General features: G+C 74.3%; 17 protein-coding genes. 9 read left to right on the plus strand and 8 right to left on the minus strand.

Features of this window, described 5'->3' with window-relative positions:
* Nucleotide 1: 1 nt before the first annotated feature.
* From ACZ6R9_RS28860 to ACZ6R9_RS28875, 4 genes are all read right to left on the minus strand, one after another.
* A complete protein-coding gene (locus ACZ6R9_RS28860) occupies nt 2-1,090 on the minus strand; it encodes a glycosyltransferase (protein ID WP_465541347.1) in 1,089 nt (362 codons plus the stop codon).
* Entirely contained in the window at nt 1,087-2,985 is a 1,899-nt protein-coding gene (locus ACZ6R9_RS28865) for a polysaccharide biosynthesis tyrosine autokinase (protein ID WP_380485022.1), read from the minus strand. Before ACZ6R9_RS28865 ends, ACZ6R9_RS28860 begins: the two co-directional genes overlap by 4 nt.
* A gap of 317 nt (nt 2,986-3,302) precedes the next feature.
* On the minus strand, nt 3,303-4,436 hold the full coding sequence (locus ACZ6R9_RS28870; protein ID WP_465541349.1) for a glycosyltransferase family 4 protein: 1,134 nt from the start codon (nt 4,434-4,436) through the stop codon (nt 3,303-3,305).
* An 81-nt stretch (nt 4,437-4,517) separates the two neighbouring features.
* On the minus strand, nt 4,518-5,012 hold the full coding sequence (locus tag ACZ6R9_RS28875) for a TetR/AcrR family transcriptional regulator (RefSeq protein ID WP_465541351.1): 495 nt from the start codon (nt 5,010-5,012) through the stop codon (nt 4,518-4,520).
* A gap of 119 nt (nt 5,013-5,131) precedes the next feature.
* On the opposite strand from ACZ6R9_RS28875, the gene ACZ6R9_RS28880 reads away from it, so the two are divergent.
* The 4 genes from ACZ6R9_RS28880 (at nt 5,132) to ACZ6R9_RS28895 (ending at nt 7,118) form a co-directional block, all read left to right on the plus strand.
* Nucleotides 5,132-5,488: a hypothetical protein gene (locus ACZ6R9_RS28880; protein WP_465541353.1), complete on the plus strand. Its 357-nt coding sequence runs from the start codon at nt 5,132-5,134 to the stop codon at nt 5,486-5,488.
* On the plus strand, nt 5,461-6,534 hold the full coding sequence (locus tag ACZ6R9_RS28885; RefSeq protein WP_380485013.1) for a glycosyltransferase: 1,074 nt from the start codon (nt 5,461-5,463) through the stop codon (nt 6,532-6,534). Before ACZ6R9_RS28880 ends, ACZ6R9_RS28885 begins: the two co-directional genes overlap by 28 nt.
* A gap of 76 nt (nt 6,535-6,610) precedes the next feature.
* Nucleotides 6,611-6,892 carry a YwqG family protein gene (locus ACZ6R9_RS28890; protein ID WP_380485011.1) on the plus strand — a complete coding sequence of 94 codons (282 nt, stop codon included), beginning with the start codon at nt 6,611-6,613 and terminating at the stop codon, nt 6,890-6,892.
* Nucleotides 6,873-7,118, plus strand: a complete 246-nt coding sequence (locus tag ACZ6R9_RS28895; protein ID WP_380485009.1) for a hypothetical protein — start codon at nt 6,873-6,875, stop codon at nt 7,116-7,118. Before ACZ6R9_RS28890 ends, ACZ6R9_RS28895 begins: the two co-directional genes overlap by 20 nt.
* 63 nt (nt 7,119-7,181) lie before the next feature.
* Here the strand turns inward: ACZ6R9_RS28895 and ACZ6R9_RS28900 are convergent, their stop codons facing one another.
* The gene (locus ACZ6R9_RS28900; protein ID WP_380485007.1) at nt 7,182-7,649 is read right to left on the minus strand and encodes a hypothetical protein; all 468 of its coding nucleotides are present in this window, start codon (nt 7,647-7,649) and stop codon (nt 7,182-7,184) included.
* A 596-nt stretch (nt 7,650-8,245) separates the two neighbouring features.
* Here ACZ6R9_RS28900 and ACZ6R9_RS28905 point away from each other — a divergent pair.
* The 5 genes from ACZ6R9_RS28905 to ACZ6R9_RS28925 all read left to right on the plus strand — a co-directional run bounded on the left by ACZ6R9_RS28905 (nt 8,246) and on the right by ACZ6R9_RS28925 (nt 13,614).
* Nucleotides 8,246-8,938 (plus strand): DUF4232 domain-containing protein, encoded by a 693-nt coding sequence (locus tag ACZ6R9_RS28905; protein ID WP_465541355.1) that lies wholly within the window; start codon nt 8,246-8,248, stop codon nt 8,936-8,938.
* Nucleotides 8,939-9,123: 185 nt separating this feature from the next.
* On the plus strand, nt 9,124-9,939 hold the full coding sequence (locus tag ACZ6R9_RS28910; RefSeq protein ID WP_465541357.1) for a thiol:disulfide interchange protein DsbA/DsbL: 816 nt from the start codon (nt 9,124-9,126) through the stop codon (nt 9,937-9,939).
* Between the two features lie 387 nt (nt 9,940-10,326).
* Nucleotides 10,327-11,226: an ABC transporter permease gene (locus tag ACZ6R9_RS28915; protein WP_380485001.1), complete on the plus strand. Its 900-nt coding sequence runs from the start codon at nt 10,327-10,329 to the stop codon at nt 11,224-11,226.
* Nucleotides 11,216-12,412: an ABC transporter ATP-binding protein gene (locus ACZ6R9_RS28920; RefSeq protein ID WP_380484999.1), complete on the plus strand. Its 1,197-nt coding sequence runs from the start codon at nt 11,216-11,218 to the stop codon at nt 12,410-12,412. Before ACZ6R9_RS28915 ends, ACZ6R9_RS28920 begins: the two co-directional genes overlap by 11 nt.
* 2 nt (nt 12,413-12,414) lie before the next feature.
* Nucleotides 12,415-13,614: a glycosyltransferase family 4 protein gene (locus tag ACZ6R9_RS28925; RefSeq protein WP_380484997.1), complete on the plus strand. Its 1,200-nt coding sequence runs from the start codon at nt 12,415-12,417 to the stop codon at nt 13,612-13,614.
* On the opposite strand, the gene ACZ6R9_RS28930 is transcribed toward ACZ6R9_RS28925, so the two are convergent.
* The 3 genes from ACZ6R9_RS28930 to ACZ6R9_RS28940 form a co-directional block, all read right to left on the minus strand.
* A complete protein-coding gene (locus ACZ6R9_RS28930) occupies nt 13,604-14,350 on the minus strand; it encodes an SAM-dependent methyltransferase (protein ID WP_380484995.1) in 747 nt (248 codons plus the stop codon). The genes ACZ6R9_RS28925 and ACZ6R9_RS28930 overlap by 11 nt on opposite strands.
* A complete protein-coding gene (locus ACZ6R9_RS28935) occupies nt 14,350-15,528 on the minus strand; it encodes a glycosyltransferase (RefSeq protein ID WP_465541361.1) in 1,179 nt (392 codons plus the stop codon). Before ACZ6R9_RS28935 ends, ACZ6R9_RS28930 begins: the two co-directional genes overlap by 1 nt.
* 447 nt (nt 15,529-15,975) lie before the next feature.
* Nucleotides 15,976-16,734, minus strand: coding sequence for a glutamate racemase (locus ACZ6R9_RS28940; RefSeq protein ID WP_380484991.1), 759 nt, complete (start codon nt 16,732-16,734; stop codon nt 15,976-15,978).
* Between the last annotated feature and the right edge of the window lie 103 nt (nt 16,735-16,837).

Here is a 16,837-nt window from a genome sequence, read left to right on the forward strand (position 1 = left end):
CTCAGCGTGCCAGCACCCGCGCGTAGACCCGCTCGATCGCCCGCTGCGCGCCCGCCACGTCGAAGGACTTCGACCGCTCCCGGGCGGCCGCGCCCATCCGCTCCCGCAGCCCCGGATCGGCCGCCAACTCGCCCAGCGCCAGGGCCAGTCGAGCCGGATCACCGGGCGGCACCGAGCGGCCCTCGACGCCGTCGTCCAGCACCTCCGGCATGCCGCCGACCCTGGTCACCACCGACGGCAGGCCGCTGGTCATCGCCTCCATCAGCGCCACCGGCAGGCCCTCCTGGCGCGAGCTCAGGCAGAACACGTCCCAGCCCGGCAGCAGCCTCGGCACGTCGCCCCGGGAGCCCGCGAACAGCACTCCGTCGCCCGCGAGTTGGCGCAGCCGCTGCTCCAGCGGTCCCGAACCGACCAGCACCAGGCGGGAGTTCGGGTGCTCGCGGCGCAGCAGCGCGAACGCGGCCAGCAGCGAGGCCTGGTCCTTCTTCGCCGTCAGGTTGCCGACCGTGCCGATCACCAACGCGTCCTCGGGCAGCCCGAGTTCGGCCCGGGCCGCGCGGCGGGCGGCCGGGCCCGAGGGCGCGTCGCCCAGGTCCGGGCCGTGGTGCACCACCGTCAGCCATCCCTCGCCCGGGCGGCGGCGCCCGATGCCCGCCGCCACCGCGTGCGAGACCGCGATCACCGCGTCGTTGCGCCCGTACGTGAGCGCGTTGGCCCAGCGGGTCGGCAGACGGTAGCGCTCCCAGAGGTTGTGCTCGGTGTGCACGAGCTTCCGACGGCCCCCCAGCAGCCGGGCCGCGACGGCCGGCACCGGCATGTGGGTGTGCACCAGGTCGTAGCGGCGCTCTGCGAGCAGCGCCCGCAGCCGCAGCGGCCAGCGGCGGCCCGGCGGCCCGCCCAGGCAGTGCACCGGGACGCCGGCCGCCGCCAGCGCGGGCACCAGCGCGTCCTTGTGCGGCAGCACGTACGCCACCTCGATCGCGTAGTGCGAACGGTCCGCGTGGCGCGCGCAGTTGACCAGCAGCTGCTCCGCGCCGCCCCGGCCCAGGCCCTTGGCCAGCCAGAGCACCCGGGCCGGCCGCCCCGTCACCGCTCCTCGCCCAGGCGCAGCTGCAGGGTGGTCTCCACCGGCTCCTCCGGCGGCAGTTCGGCCGGCCGGCGGCCCCAGCTCGTCGCCCCGTCCCGGCGGTCCGGGCCCTCGCCGTACACCGGCGCGCCCGGACGCGGATCGGCCGGCCGCTGGTGCTCGCCCGCGCGGCGCTGCGACTCCGCCCGGTGCGGTGGCTCGGCGCGGCGCTGCTGCTCGGGGACGGGCGGGGCGGTCTTTCCGGTGGGCGCGGCCTTCGCGGTGGTGCCCTTCGTGGTGGTGCCCTTCGCGGGCGCACCCTTGGTGGTGGCGCCCTTCGTGGCGGGGCGGCCCGGCCGCAGGGTGCGCTTGCGCCGTCCCGTGGTGCCCTCCGCGCCCAGCAGCGCCACGCCGGCCACCGGCACACCGGTGCGGGCCAGCAGCTCGGAGACCCGGTCCGCCTCCTCCGGGCGGACGTTGCCCGCCATCACCGTCACCAGCACCGTGTCAGCGTGCTGCACCAGGTCGTAGGCGTCGTTGGCGTGCAGCAGCGGCGAGGAGTCGATCAGCACCACGTCGGCGTGCCGGCGGGCCAGCTTCAGCACCTCCCCGGCGCGCAGCACCAGTGCCGCCGGGTACGCGGTGGTGTTGCCGCCGGTGATCAGCGCCACGCCCGGCACGTTGGTGCGGCGGATCAGGTCCACCGGGTCCGGCAGTTGCTCGCCCGACAGCAGCTCCGCCATGCCGGGTCCGTCGCCCACCCCGAAGTGGTCGCGCAGTGCCGGCTGGCGGAAGTCGCAGTCCAGCACCAGGACTTGGCGGCCGGTCTCGGCGAGCGTCGCGGCCAGGTTCGCCACCGTGGTGGTCCGGCCGTCCCCGGAGCGCCCGGACATCACCAGCACCACCGGCGCCGGTCCGGCGGCCTGCCGGGCCCGCCGGTCGTCCGGGTCCAGGCCGCCCTGGCCGAGCTGCGCCGACAGTGCGCGCGGGCCGGTCAGCAGCAGGGTGGAGCGCAGCGAACGGTACGCCTCGGTCGCCGGGTCCTCCGGGCGGGCCGTCACCAGCGGCTCGCGCAGCCGGCGCAGGCGCCGCGACAGCCGGGGGATCGCGCCGATCACCGGCAGGTTGAACGCCTCCTCGACGCCGTCGCGGGTGCGCAGCCGGGTGTCCATCCGGGACAGCATCAGCGCGGCCACCACGCCGAGCGCCAGGCCCAGCACCACCGCCAGCGCGAGCCGGACGCTGCGGGTCGGCGAGGTCAGCAGGTTGCCGCCGAGTTCCTTGGCGTCGATCGACCCCCACTGCTGGATCGCGTCGGTCTGGCTGTAGTTCTGCAGGTCGGCGATCGCACCGAGGGTCTTGGTCAGCGCCGCCGTCGCGGTGGACAGCTGCGGCTGAAGCTTGGCCTGATCGGTCGCGTTGGCCCGGCTGAACTGCTTCTGCAGGTCGTCGAGTTGCTGTTGCTGGGCGTCGGCCTGGGCGCGCAGCCGCTTGATCGACTCGTCGGCGCTCTTCTTCGACTCCTGGCTGTAGCCGGTGATGGTGGCCTCCGACAGTGCCGCCGCCAGGTCCGCGCAGGACTGCTGGGTCGGGCCGGTGGTGGTGAACACCAGCATCTGGGTGGACGCGGCCGTCACCGTACGGCGCGCCGAGAGGCCCGCGACGTCCGTGATGTGCAGCTTCTGCGCGGCCGCCGTGGTCACCGCCGAGCCCTGCGCGTACGAGAGCACCTGGTCGGCCCGGACGGTGTCCGCCGCGCCCGCGACGGGAGTGATCGCCACCTTGCACTGCCACTTGCCGTTGTCCACCGTGTCACCGGCCGGCGTCAGCACGAATCCCACGATCAGCGCGGCGGCCGTACAGCCGGCCAGCAGCCGCCAGTACCGCCGCAGGACGGTGAACAGATTTGCCGGTTCCACCGGTTGGTTCCCCTCGCCTCGTACCGGCGCCCGCGCACGCCCGCCCACGGACGGTGTGCGCCGGCGCCCCGAATCCCCCCGGAAGCGGCGCCGAGCAAGAACTCCGCACGGTGCTCCACGGCTACGGCCTCGAACAGCTGGACGGTCCCCCCAGACCGGCCCCCGTCAACCGATGCTTCCCGCCCCGGACCTGCGGCGCAAGCACTTTGGCGATTCCGATGCCAAGCTGTGGACGGATTCCGGACGCCCGCACGGGAGGTGACGAAACGTCGGACAACGGGAAAGCGGTGGTGGGGGCGCGAACCGCCCGTCCGGCGTCAGGTCAGTGCGCGTTCGTAGAACTCGACCATCCGGGCGGAGACCTGCTGGAGGGTGAACCTGGTCAGGAAACGCGCCCGGGCCGCCTTCGCCCGCACCAGCGCCTCGCCGCGCCCGTCCAGCGTGCGCAGCAGCGCGGCGGCCAGCTCCGCGGGCCGCTGCGGCGGCACCAGCAGCGCGTAGTCCTCCGAGCCGACCGTCTCGCGCAGCGCCGGGACGTCCGCGCACACCAGCGGCACCCCGACACCCATCGCCTCCATCGCCGCGCTGCCCAGCCCCTCCCAGCGCGAGGGCACCGCGCACACGTCCGCCGCCGCCATCAGGTCGAACACGTCGTCGCGCGGCCCCAGGAACCGCACCCCCGAGGTCCGGGCCGCCAGCTCCTCCAGCCGGGCCGTCTCGGCGCCCCGGCTGCCGGCCAGCAGCAGCACCGCGTCCGGTCTGGCCGCGCGCACCGCGGGCCAGGCGGAGAGCAGGACGTCCAGGCCCTTCTGGTACTGCTGCCGGGCCGCCGCCAGCACCACCGGGACGTCCTCGGCGAGCCCCAGCTCCGTCCGCACCGCGGCCCGCCGCTGTGGTGTCACCGACCCGAGCAGCAGCGGGTCGCGGCCGCGCGGCACCACGTCGATCCGGCGGCGCGGCACCAGCAGGCGGGCCGCCATCGCGTCCGCGACGTGGTCGGTCAGCGCGTGGAAGCGGCGCACGCCCTGCGCGGTCAGCGCGTCCACGCCCTGCGCGGCCCGCACCTTCCACGGGCTCAGGCCGCGCGCCCGCAGGTGCTCCGGCCCGTACGCCGAGTTCACCAGGCTGGAGACCACCGGGACCCGGGCCGCGAGCGCCGCCGTGCGGCCCAGCACGTCCGACTCGTACAGCGTGGTGTGCACCAGGTCCGGCCGGCGGCGGCGGAACTCGCCGCGCAGCGCCGCCAGCCGGGCCGGGCGCGAGCCGCGCAGCACCGGCACCGGCTCGGCGCCCGCCGCCCGCAGCTCGGCCTGGAACCCGCCCGGCGACTCCTTCAGGAACGCCACCTGCAACTCCACGCCCGCGCGCACCAGCAGCGGGGCCATCGCCGCCAGGCCCTGCTCCGCGCCACCCACCCGGCTCACACTGTCGATCACGTACACCACGCGCACCGCAGCAACCCCCTCGCCCAGGCCACCCCCTGACCGCCGCTCAGCATCCCAGCCCGGCCGGGCCCGCGTCCGCGAAACCGGTCAGCTGGCCGTCGGCGGAACAGTGGTGAGCATGCCGGTCAGGGCGAGGTCGAGCAGACGGTCGGCCTGCTGCGGGGTGTCGTGCTCGCGGCTCCAGGCGGCGGCGTTCATCAGGGTGAACAGGTCGGCGCCGGTGGTGTCGCCGCGCAGCGCACCGGCCTCCCGGGCCCGGTCGGTGAACCGGTCGCAGAGCGCGGTCAGCTCTGCGCACGACTCGCCCAACTCGACGCTTCCCGCCGAGAGTTGGTCGGCCAGCCCCTGGTAGGCGGCGGCGTGCCGGACGACCGCGCGGACCCACTCGGCCAGCGCCCGGGCCGGGTCCGCGCCCTTGGTCAACTCCTCGCCGTACCCGAACAAGACCTGATTGCGCTCCTCCAGCAGGGCGGCGATCAGCGCGGCGCGGGTCGGGAAGTGCCCGTACAGCGTGCCGATCGCGACGCCCGCCCGGCGCGCGATGCCCTCCAGGGACGCGCCGGTGCCCTCCTGCCGGAACACCGCGTCGGCCTCGGCGAGCAGCCGCTCCCGGTTGCGCAGCGCGTCGGCGCGAGGTCGGCGGCGGGCGGGGCCGGTCGGTTGTCGGACCCGGCGCCCAGGCCGTGGACGGCGAACAGCCGATGGTGCGTCAGCTGGGCGCGGTGATCGAGGCGGCGGCCGCCGCCCGCGTCGAGCGGGTCGTCAAGGTCTCGGTGTGGCACGCCGCCCCCGGCGGACGGCTCTCCGAAGGCGCGCACCGGGAACTCGACCGCCGCCTCGCCGCGTCCGGCCTGCCCTGGCCGCTGAGCTGCATCCGGATCCAGCGGTTCGGTGGGCGGGGAGGGTTCGGTCGGTCCGGTCGCCCGTCGCCGGTCGCTGCCGTTCGGTTCGCGAGGCAACTGGTGCGCGGGGGAATGGACTTGGCCGATCCGGGCCCGCCGCCCCGAGGCGTCTCGGTAGGGTCGGGCGCATGGCTGAGCCGCGCGTCCTGCACGTGATCACCGATCCGCGCGCCCGGGGCGCCCAGCGCCTCGCCCGTGACCTGCACGCCGAACTGTCGCGTCGGGGCCAGGCGTCCGAACTGGTGGCGCTCCACCCGCACCCGGACGCCGACCCGGCCGACCCGGTGGCCGTACTGGGGTCGTCGCGGCACCACCCGGCCACCTTGGGTGCCTTGCGGCGGGCCGCCGCCCACGTCGACGTGGTGGTCGCGCACGGATCGTCCACCCTTCAGGCATGTGCGCTCGGACTGGTCGCCACCCGCACCCCGTTCGTCTACGTCAACATCGGCGACCCCCGGCACTGGACGTCAACTCCCGCCCGTCGTCTGCGAGTCGGCGCGTTCCTTCACCGGGCCGCCGCCGTTGCCGCGATCTCCCCGCAAGGCGTGGACCTGCTGCGCACCCGCTTCCGGCTGCCCGCCCACCGGCTGCACGTGCTGCCCAACGCCCGCCCCGCCGACAGGTTTCCGCCCCCCGCGGGCCCCGCCGAGAAGGCCGCCGCCCGCGCGGCCCTCGGACTCCCCGCCGCCGGTCCGCTGATCGCCTGGATCGGTGCCCTCAGCCCCGAGAAACGCCCCGACCTCGCCCTCGCCGCCCACGCCCGGCTCCCCGAGGACGTCCACCTCGCCCTGGCCGGCGCCGGCCCCCTCCGCGAACGCCTCACGGCCACCGCCGGCCCCCGCACCCACCTGCTCGGCCCACTCGCCGACCCCGCCCCCCTCTACCGGGCCGCCGACCTGCTGCTGCTCACCAGCGACTCCGAGGGCGTCCCGGGCGTCCTGATCGAAGCCGCCCTCGCCGCCCTGCCCGCCGTCGCCACCGACGTCGGCTGGGTCTCCGACATCGTCCGCGACGGCACCACCGGCCTGCTCACCCCTCCCGACGACCCCACCGCCATCGCCGACGCCCTCCGCACCCTCCTCACCACCGACCGCACCCGGTACGCCACGGCCGCCCGCGAGCACGCCCTCACCCACTTCGACCTCACCACCGTCACCACCCGCTGGCAGCACCTGCTGCGCCAGGTCACCCGCGCCCGTTGACGATCTGGGCCCGACAACGTCACCGGGCGCGAGTACGCTACGGACCCGCGCGATTCCGGTGGAGGGAGCAGGTTCGATGGTTCGCACCAGCCCGCCCCGTCCGCTCGACGTCGAGGCGTTGTTCCCCGAGGTGGCGGCGCTGCGGCGGGACGCTGTGCGGCTGCATCCCAGGTGCGGGGAGCCCGGGCCGGGGGAGAGTTCGCTGGGCGGCCCGGTGCGGTGGCCGCGCACCGAGCCGTGGCCGCACTGCGCGGACGAGCACCCGCGCACCGCGTACGCGCCGCCACGTGGTGCGGGGCCTGTTCCGCTGGTGCCGGTGGTGCAGCTGCTCGCCACCGATGTGCCCGAACTGCCTTGACCATCTGCTGTCCGTCGGCAGCGCCGAGTTCGACGGCGAGAGCTGGCGTACCTGGCTCGCGGTCGAGGACACCCCGGCCGCCGGAACCGTGTGGGAACTGCCCTACGAGGAACGAAGGTTGATCCAGAGCGCCGCCGATCTGATGCTCGGCGACATGGGCAGCCTGCACCTGTTCGGCTGCCCGTCCTGCCCCGATCGCCCGTACGCCTACCGCGCCGGTGCCTAGGTCGCTCATTCGGATCCCGCTGGTTCGCCTGCCGCCGAACGGTGTCCACGGCGCCCGCCCGGCCTACGTGTTGGCCCTGCGGTGGGCCTTGGCCCGGTCGAGCCGGTAGTAGAGCGGGTACTCCTCGGGGCCGACCCACGCGAACTCGCCCGCCTTGCGCGCCATGGCCGCGGCCGCCGGCCCGGCGACCGCCATGGCGACGGGGGTGCCGAACAGTACCGGGACGAAGAACGCAGGGCCGTGGGTGAGGCCCACCATGAGCTCGTTCTCCAGGAAGAACACCGCCCCCGCCACCAGGGACGCCCGCACGGACCACCGCCTGGTGCGCTCACCCTTTCGGCTCACGGCCAGCGAGATCCCGGCCACCAGCCCCGGCAACGCCCCCGTCACCAGCCCGAACGCAACGGCCGCGAGCCCGAGCCCGAGCCCGAAGTACCTCGCGACGCCCACACCGACGAACAGGTAGGGCACGACCCCCACCGCCGCGCCCAGCCCGGTGGCCTGCCAGACAACCGTCGACTTGCGAAGCACGCCGCCCACCCCCCCTTTGGCAGGTGACTGTATACGAAACATCCGACGGGCGACAGGCGAGTCCCAGGCGGCGCAACAGGCCCCGCCCGGCCGACGAGGGGCGATCGGAAGGAAGCGGTCAGCGGTCGCCGAACTCCTCGGCGAGGATCTCCACTTCCTCGCTCGGCCCGGTGATGGTCAGCCACTGCAGTACGCGGCGGTTGTTGTGATGATGCAGGAGATGGCGGGCTTCGGGCGGCCACGGGCCGGGCGGGCCACCTTGCGCCGGTGGTGCTGTGCACCGAGGCCGAGCAGCGCACCTTCGAGGAACTGACCACTGCGGCGAGGAACTGCGGCTCGCCCTGCTGCGCGAGGTGAAGCCTCCGCGGCCGGCTGGGGCGTCGAGTTGGACCGCGTCGAGGTGAAGAGTGTCACGCATGCCGGTTCGTTGGTACCCGAACCGGACCGGCCCTGGGAGGAGTTCGTTTCGCGGGCGGTCCCGGGTCTGTAACAGCGGCGTATCGGACGGAGACCCGAGGAACCGTCCGCCCACCGGACGCGTGGTGACGCATGCCCGCCCACCGGCGGACCACATCTCGCCCCCACAGGAGCCCCCGATGAATCTCCGCAAGCCCGCCGCCGTCGCTCTGCTGGCCTGCTCCGTCCTCGCCCTGACGGCCTGTGACCCCGACACCTCGGCCAACCCGGCGCCCGCCACCAGCTCCGCCGCGAGCAACCCGGCCGCCTCGACGTCGGCTTCCGGCTCCGCCGGCGCCTCCGACGGCAAGTCCTCCGCCCCGGGTGCCAAGCCCGCCGCCGACCTCCCGGCCTGCGGCGGCTCCGAGAAGGAGAGCGACGTCAAGGCCGAACTGACCCTCGACAAGAGCGCCGACCCGCGGATCACCGGCATCATCAAGCTCACCAACACCTCCGGCACCGAGTGCGTCGTCTACGGCAAGCCCGATCTGCGCACCGACCACACCGCGCAGTTCCAGAAGCTCACCAGCGGCGTCCTCGGCTCCGGCACCTTCGCCACCGACAAGGCCCACGGCACCGTGCTGCACCCTGACGTGCCGGTCTACCAGGCCGTCACCTGGCTCTCGTCGCCGCCGGTCGCGCCCAACGCCTCCTGCACCACCGGCTCGCTGCTGGTGCTGGTGCGCAACGACAACCTGCTCACCCTCCCCATGCCGGTCAAGGACGCCCGGTACTGCCCGATGAAGGAAGAGGGCTCCGACCAGGTCCAGATCGGCGTCCCGCAGGCCTCCGAGGCCGACGCCAAGGCGCAGCTGCGCAACCTCGGCAAGTGACCCGGGGCCGGTAGGCCGGCCCGGCCGGTGGGCGAGCGTGCGGGGGCGCCGCCCGCCCACCGGAAGAGGCCCCAACGTTCGTCTCTCCGACGCCAGTTCGAGCGCCGCTGCTCCGTTCCGGCGAATTCGGCCGACCGGCGCCGGATCGCCTGGCCGGTGCCGGGGCGGGCTGCCACGCTGCCCTGGTGAAGCCGCTGTTGAGAACCACCGTCCTGATCGCCGTCGCCGGGGGCCTGGTTGCCGCCCCGGCTGCCGCCGCCCACGCCGTGTCCGCCCTTCCGGCCACACCGCACGGTCTGACCGGGAAGCAGTTCATGACTCCCGATCAGTATCTCGCCGCCATTCAGCAGCCCGGGCCGGCCCACCACAACGGGACGCAGCCCGCCGCCCGGCCGGACGCGCCCGCACCCCAGGCCCCGGCCACCGCGCCGCAGGGCCCCGCCCCGCAGGCCAACGGCCCGCAGGCCAACGGTCCGAAGGCCGCCCGGACCCACGAGGCCGTCGAGTTCTTCTGGTACAACTGCTCGCACTCCGCCCGCCTCGAAGCCCCGCTCACCAACTGGGCCGCCAGGCACCGGTCGGACGTGCAGCTGCGGCGCATCCCGGGGATCTGGGTGGGCAGCCCGGACGAGGCCGAACAGCGAGCCCACGCACGGCTGTTCTACACGCTGGACCGGCTCGGCGAGGTGGACCGGCAGCAGGCCGCCGTGTTCCGCGCCGTCCGCGACGAGGGCGCCGATCTGACCACCGAGCGGCGCGCCACCGACTGGGCCGCCGCGCACGGCATGGACGCCGCCAAGTTCCGTGCCGCGTACCACTCCGTCGAGGTGGACCGGGCCGTGGAGCAGGCGCCCAAGCTGTTCGCCGACTACCAGGTCAACGAACTGCCCACCGTGGTGGTCGACGGCAACGGCCGCACCTCGCCCACCCGGGCCGGCGGCGTCGAGAACATGCCCGCCGCACTCGACCAACTGGTCGCGGAGGGGAACGCCCCCCACTGATCGACGCGAACTCCGCCGCCGGGCAGGGGAATCCGGGAATCCCACTCACCGATCGACGCGAACTCCGCCGCCGAGCAGGGGAACGCCCCCCATTGACAGGCGCGAACCCGCCGCCGAGCAGGGTGATCCCACCCGCCGAGCGGCGCAAACTCCACCACAGAGCAGGGCAGTTCGGCCCGAAACCGGCGACAACCCGTCGGCAATCCGTCGGCAATCCGCCGACAACCGGCCTGAGCTGGCGCAATCTTCACGGAACCCGCCCGCCGCCCGCACACTCTGTGCCATGGTGGTCGCCGGGCCGCCCGGACCGCACCGTCCGCCCGGCTCCGACACAGCCGACACAGACACCGGGCGCGGCCGCACCGCGCCCGGAGAGGGCGGGAGTCCGTGGGGGGACAGCGCGCACAGGTCATCGACGACCGCGAGGGCCGACCGGCACCTCCCGGCGTCGCGATCCCGGCCGGGCCACCGCCCGAACTGGTCTTCAAACGCCGGCTGCGCCCCGTCCAGGTCGCCCACGAGCTGTGGGCGGCACGGGAGTTGGTGCGGGCCCTGGCCGAACGCGACCTGCGGGCCCGGTACAAGCAGGCGGTGCTCGGTTTCGCCTGGGCGGTGCTCACCCCGCTCGCGCTGTGCGCCATCTTCACCCTGGTCTTCCACCGCGCCGTCAAGATCGAGACCGGCGCCGCCCCGTACACCCTGTTCGCCTATGTCGGCCTGATCGTCTGGCAGTTCTTCAGCAACACCATGAACCAGGGCGCGCTCAGCCTGGCCAACAACCTCAGCCTGCTGAACAAGGTGTACTGCCCGCGCGAGGTGTTCCCGCTGGCCACCATGCTGGTCGCCACCGTGGACATGGCGATCGGCGTCGGCGTGCTCGGGCTGATGTTCCTGGTGTTCTGGACGGCCCCGGCCGCCACCTTCCTGTGGGCGCTGCCGCTGCTGCTGATCCAGTTCGCGTTCACCTACGGCATCGCGCTGATCCTCTCGGTGGCGGTGGTGTACCTGCGCGACGTCCGCCACCTGCTGCCGATCATCACGCAGATGGGAGTGTTCGCCACCCCCGTCGCCTACCCGCTGGCCAAGATCCCGCACCGGCTGCAGGAGATCTACGTCGGCATCAACCCGCTCGGCGCGGTCATCGAGGGCTACCGGAAGGCGCTGCTGTACGGCGAGGCACCGGACGCCCGGATGACGCTGATCGCGGCCGCCAGTTCGCTGGTCTTCCTGGTCGGCGGCTACCTGTTCTTCAAGAAGCTGGAAACGGGGATCGCCGATGTCGCGTGACTACCCGCTGGGCACCATCCGCACCGAACAGGTCTGGAAGCGCTTCCGTGCCGACCAGCAGCGGATGCTGCTGCGCGACCGCGTCGAGCAGGCCGCCCGCCGCCTGCGCGGCGACCGCGGCGAGGACTGGCGCTGGGCGCTGCGCGACATCAACCTGCACATCGAGCCCGGCGAGTCCGTCGGCCTGATCGGCTCCAACGGGTCCGGAAAATCAACCCTGTTGAAGATGCTGACCAGGGTCATGTACCCGTACGCGGGCATCATCGACGTGCGCGGCCGGATCGGGGCCCTGATCGAGATCCGGGCCGGCATCCACCCCGACCTGACGGGCCGGGAGAACATCTACCTGTTCGGCGCGCTGCTCGGCCTCAAGCGCCGCGAGGTCGCCGGACGCTTCGACGACATCGTCGAGTTCGCCCGGCTCGGCGGCGCCATCGACCGGCAGGTGAAGTTCTACTCCTCCGGCATGCAGATGCGCCTCGGCTTCGCCGTCGCCGCGTACCTGGAGCCGCACGTCCTGCTGGTCGACGAAGTCCTCGCCGTCGGCGACGCCGTCTTCCAGCAGCGCTGCCTGGACCGGATGCGCGAGGTCGCCGAACAGGGCACCACCATCGTCTTCGTCTCCCACGACCTCCCCGCCGTTCAGTCGATCTGCCGGCGCGGCGTCTGGCTCGAACAGGGCACGGTACGGGTGGACGCCGGCATCAAGGACGCGCTGGCCGGCTACCGCGACTCCATCGAGGCCCAGTCCGTGGCCACCGCCCGGGTCGGCGAGCCGCTGCAACTGCTCAAGTACGAGGTGCGCGGCGAGGACGGCGAGGAGAACCTGCACACCGACGAACCCGTCACGGTCGAACTCACCCTCGGCGGCGACTACCGCGGCGACGCCACCTTGCACCTCGGCGTCAGCGAAGGCACCTCCAGCCCGATCTTCCAGATCAGCCACGAGATCCGCCTGGCCGGCGGCGACCACCGGGTGGCCTGCGTCATCCCCCGGCTGCCGCTGCCGCGCGGCCGCTACACCCTGTGGACCGGCGTCTACTCGATCGGCAAGACCGACGGCGGCACCCTGATGAGCTGGCACTCCGCCGGCCAGTTCGACGTGTTCGGCCCGATGCTGGACACCCCGCCGCGCGCGGTCGTGCTCGCCGCGCCGGTCTTCGTACCGCACCAGTGGGAGGAGTGAGCGTGCGTTCGGTCCGTGTCCTGGTCCACCTCAACAACCTTGCCCTCGGCGGCGCCCAGCTCAACGCCGTCGACATCGCCCGCACCCTGCGCGACCGCGGGCACCAACCCGTGCTGTTCGCCCAGGGGGTGGACGGCCCCGCGCCACTCGTCGAACTCGCCGCCGAACACGACCTCGACCTCGTCGTCGCCGGCGACCCCGACACCCCGCACGCCGTGATCCGCGCCCGCCTGAGCCGGCTCGCCGACGAACACGGCTCCCAACTCGTCCACGCCTGGGAGGTCCGGGCCGCCCGCAACGCCTACTTCGGCCCCGGACGGCAGGGGCGCCTGCCGATCGTCACCACCTTCTACGGCATCCGCATGCTCCGCGGCATGCCCCGCCACCAGCCCCTGGTCCTCGGCCTCGGCGCACTGATGCCGGACGGGCGCGCCTTCGGCCACCGCGACCTGCGGCTGATCGAGCCCCCCGTCAACACCCGGCTGGACGCGCCCGGCGCGGTCTCCGGCGACGCCTTCCGCGCCGAAGTCGGCGCCTCCCCTTCGCAGTTGCTGCTCTGCATCGTCACCCGCCTGGTCTCCGGACTGGAGAAGGACGCCGGCGTCCGCCGCACCATGGCCGCCGTCCGCCTCCTCGACGACCCGTCCCTCGTCCTCGCCGTCGTCGGCGGCGGCCCCAGCGAGGAGCCGCTGCGCGCGGAGGCCGCCCGCCTCAACGCCGAACTCGGCCGCGAGGCCATCGTGCTGACCGGCCAGCGCGCCGACCCCCGCCCCGCCTACCAGGCCGCCGACCTCGTCCTCGGCATGGGCGGCTCCGCGCTGCGCGGCCTCGCCTTCGCCAAACCGGTGATCGTGCACGGCGCGAGCGGATACACCGCGATCCACGAACCCGGCCCGCTGGTCGAACCCCACGCCTCCCGCTGCATGTACGGCCACGGCGACGGCCAGGCCGACGCGAAGGCCCTCGCCGCCCAGATCCGCACCCTGGCCGACTCCCCCGATCGCCGCGCCGAGCTGGGCAGTTGGGGCCGCGACTGGGTGGTCGGCCGGTTCTCCCTCGACCACGTCTCCACCGCCTTCGAGGAGATCTACCGCGAACTCCTGCGCCAACCGCCGGGCCGCACCGCCTGGCTCCGCGACCTCGAACAGATGACCCGCTACGAGTACGTCAAGCCGACGGCCCGCCGCCTGCTCACGCGCTGACGGCCGGCCGCAGCAGGACGGTGACGAAGCCGAAGCCCTCGCGGTACTCGCTCAGCCACTGCTCGCGGTGGCGGGTGACGGCGGCGAGGGCCTGGTCGCGGTCGGGGCCCGGGGGCTGGTCGAGGGCCCAGTCGGTGAGGGAGCCGGTCCAGGACCACTCGTAGGTGTCGAGTTCCTCGCGGGTGGAGGTGTGCCCGGCGATCGGCCACCAGCCGGCGGTGCGGAGGGCGGCGAGGACACCGGACAGGTCGGTGAGGCCGGCGCCGAAGAACTCGCACGCGTGGTCGGTGGGCCGGCCGTTCCAGTAGGACTCGCCGAGCAGCAGGGTGCCGCCCGGGGCGAGCAGCGGGCGGACGGCGTCGAGGGTCGGCAGCAGGCCGCCGAAGGCGTACGTCGCGCCGACCGAGAGGACGGCGTCAAAGGGCTCGGTGGCCCTGAACTCCCGTACGTCGGTGTGGTGCAGCCCGATCCGCCGGGCCACGCCCGCCCGTTCGGCGGTCCGGCGGCCGGCCTCCAGGGCAGCGGCGTGGGTGTCCACGCCGATCGCGTGCAGGCCGGGGTGCATGCTCAACGCCCGTACCAGCCAAACGGCTTCGCCGCAGCCGAGGTCGAGCAGGCGCCCGTCCGGGCAGCGTCGCAGCTGGCGTTCCAACAGGCGGTGCACGGACTCGTCCGACAGCGGTGCGGCCACGGGGTGGTCGCGGTGCGCGATCCGTCCGATCTCCTGGCGTTCCATCAGACCGTCCTCCGGGTTCGGTCGGCGCGTCGCGGGTGTGGGTACGTCCGGCCCTTCCAGGCCGCGCCGCGTCCGCGCCAGTGCTGGACGGCGGAGTCCACCGTCATCAGCAGGTACAGCAGCGCGGTGAACGGCAGCAGTGCGGCCTCCACCATCGGGCGGCCGTAGTGGCGCAGCATCGGCGCGAAGGTGCCCGCCATCACCGCCCACGCGGCGAGGCCGGCCCCGGCCGTCCACCAGGCGCCGGTCAGCAGACCGGTCACGGCGGCGGCGGGCGGCACCAGGTAGATCAGCGTCAGGCCGAGCACGGTGCCGAGCAACAGCGCCGGGGAGTAACGGAGTTGGGCGTACGCGCTGCGGGAGACCATGCGCCACAGCGGCGACAGCCCCGGATAGGGCCGGACGGAGTCGACCCGGTCGGCGAGGCCCAGCCAGGTGCGGCCGCCGGTGCGCTTGACCGCGCGGGCGAGCGAGACGTCGTCGATCACCGCGCCCCGGATCGCCGCCACCCCGCCCGCCCGTTCGAGCGCCGGGCGGCGCACCAGCGAACAGCCGCCGGCCGCGGCGGCCGTACGGCAGGTGGGGCGGTTGGAGCGGCGGAACGGGTACAGCTGCGCGAAGAAGTACACGAACGCCGGGACGATCAGCCGCTCCCAGCCGGACGCCACCCGCAGGCGGGCCATCTGCGACACCAGGTCCAGGCCGTGCGCCTCGCCCGCCGCGACCAGTTCCCGCAGGGAGCCGGGCCGGTGCGCGATGTCGGCGTCGGTCAGCAGCAGCCACTCGGCGTCGCCCGCACGCTCGACGCCGTGCCGCAGCGCCCACAACTTGCCCGTCCAGCCTTCCGGGAGGGGCGGGGGCGTGGTCACCTCCAGCTCCAGCCCCGCTCCGGTCGTCAGGGCCCGTGCCAACTCGGCCGTGCCGTCGGTGCTGTGGTCGTCCACCAGGACGACCCGGGCCCGGCCGGGGTACTCCTGCGCCAGCAGCGTGGGGAGCGAGAGCGGCAGCACTCCGGCCTCGTCGCGGGCCGGCACCACCGCCACCACCTCCGGCCACCGCGAGGGCTCCGCACCCCCGCGCGGCAACCGCTGATCGGTCCGCCAGAACCCACCGTGACACCCCGCCAGCCACACCCAACCCGCCAGCGCCACCACCGACACCCACCACAGCACGGTCACCCCGGCAGTCTGCCCCACGGGACCTGCGGCGACGCCGAGGCACGACGGGCCGCGAGGACGCGGGGTTGGGGGGACCGCCGGGGGGTGGTGCGGCGGTCGGCGCAGTGCGGCGTGCGGCGGCGCCGTGGCAAGCCGTGAGGCCACGCGGCAGCGGGGACGGCCTGCTCGGGTACGGCGGGCCCTTGCCGCGGTCGGGGCCGGGGTGCGGCTGGTGTGGGTGCGGCGACGAACGGTGGGGGTGGGGGCGTGTGCCCGGCGGTGGGCGTCGGCGGAGCGGGGGCGGTGCGGCCACCGGCGGGTCCGGACCACCCGCGGAAGCCGTGGTGCGGCCGCTCCGGTGCGTGCGGCGATGTCCGGAGCGGCGGGCGGACGGGCACGGACAGCCGTGGTCGTCGCGGGCAAGGGTCAGCAGTGCGACCGGCCTGGCGGTGCCCGGCGGCCGGTGGGTCAGACCCGGGCGCCGAGCAGGATCTCGCCCTGCGGGTAGTTGAGGGCGGCGGCCTGGAGCGCGGCCGGGCGGCCGGAGTGAAGGACGGTCAGGGTGCCGGCGCCGGGGGTGGTGGGGGCGATGCGGCGGAGGGCCTGGGCGGCGACGGCGTCGGCGGAGCCGTGGAAGCGGGCGGGGACGGCCAGGGCCGAGGCGATGCGGTCGTCGACGAGTTCGTAGTGGGTGCAGCCGAGGACGACGTCGGTGGTGGAGGCGGGCGTGCGGGCCGCGGCGTAGGCGATGGCGGCGGCGATCGCGTCCTCGTCGGCGTGTTCGACGGCCTCGGCGAGGCCGGGGCAGGCCACCTCGTGGACCTCGGTGGCGTCGCCGCCGAATTCGGCGATCAGGCCGCGCTGGTAGGCGCTTCCGGTGGTGGCGGGGGTGGCCCAGATGGCGACCACGCCGCCCGCCGCGGTGGCGGGCTTGATCGCGGGAACGGTGCCGATCACCGGCAGCTCGGGCTCGAACTCGGCGCGCAGCCGGGCGAGCGCGTGCACGGTCGCGGTGTTGCAGGCGACCACCAGCGCGTCGGGCCGGTGGGCGACAGCGGCGCGGGCGCAGGCGAGGGCGTGCTCGGTGATGTCCTCGGGGGTGCGGGGGCCCCACGGCATGCCGTCCGGGTCGCAGGAGATGACCAGATCCGCGTCGGGCCGCAGGCGGCGCAGCGCGGCGGTGGCGGCGAGCAGTCCGATTCCGGAGTCCACGAGGGCGATCTTCACGAGCAACGACTCTACTCCCTGACCGGCGCGGCCTCAGTTGAACATGTTCAAATGCGCCCTCGAAGGGGCCTGGCCGCCCGCGTTTGCGACAGGCAGGCAAACG

Source organism: Kitasatospora sp. NPDC048662, assembly GCF_055587065.1.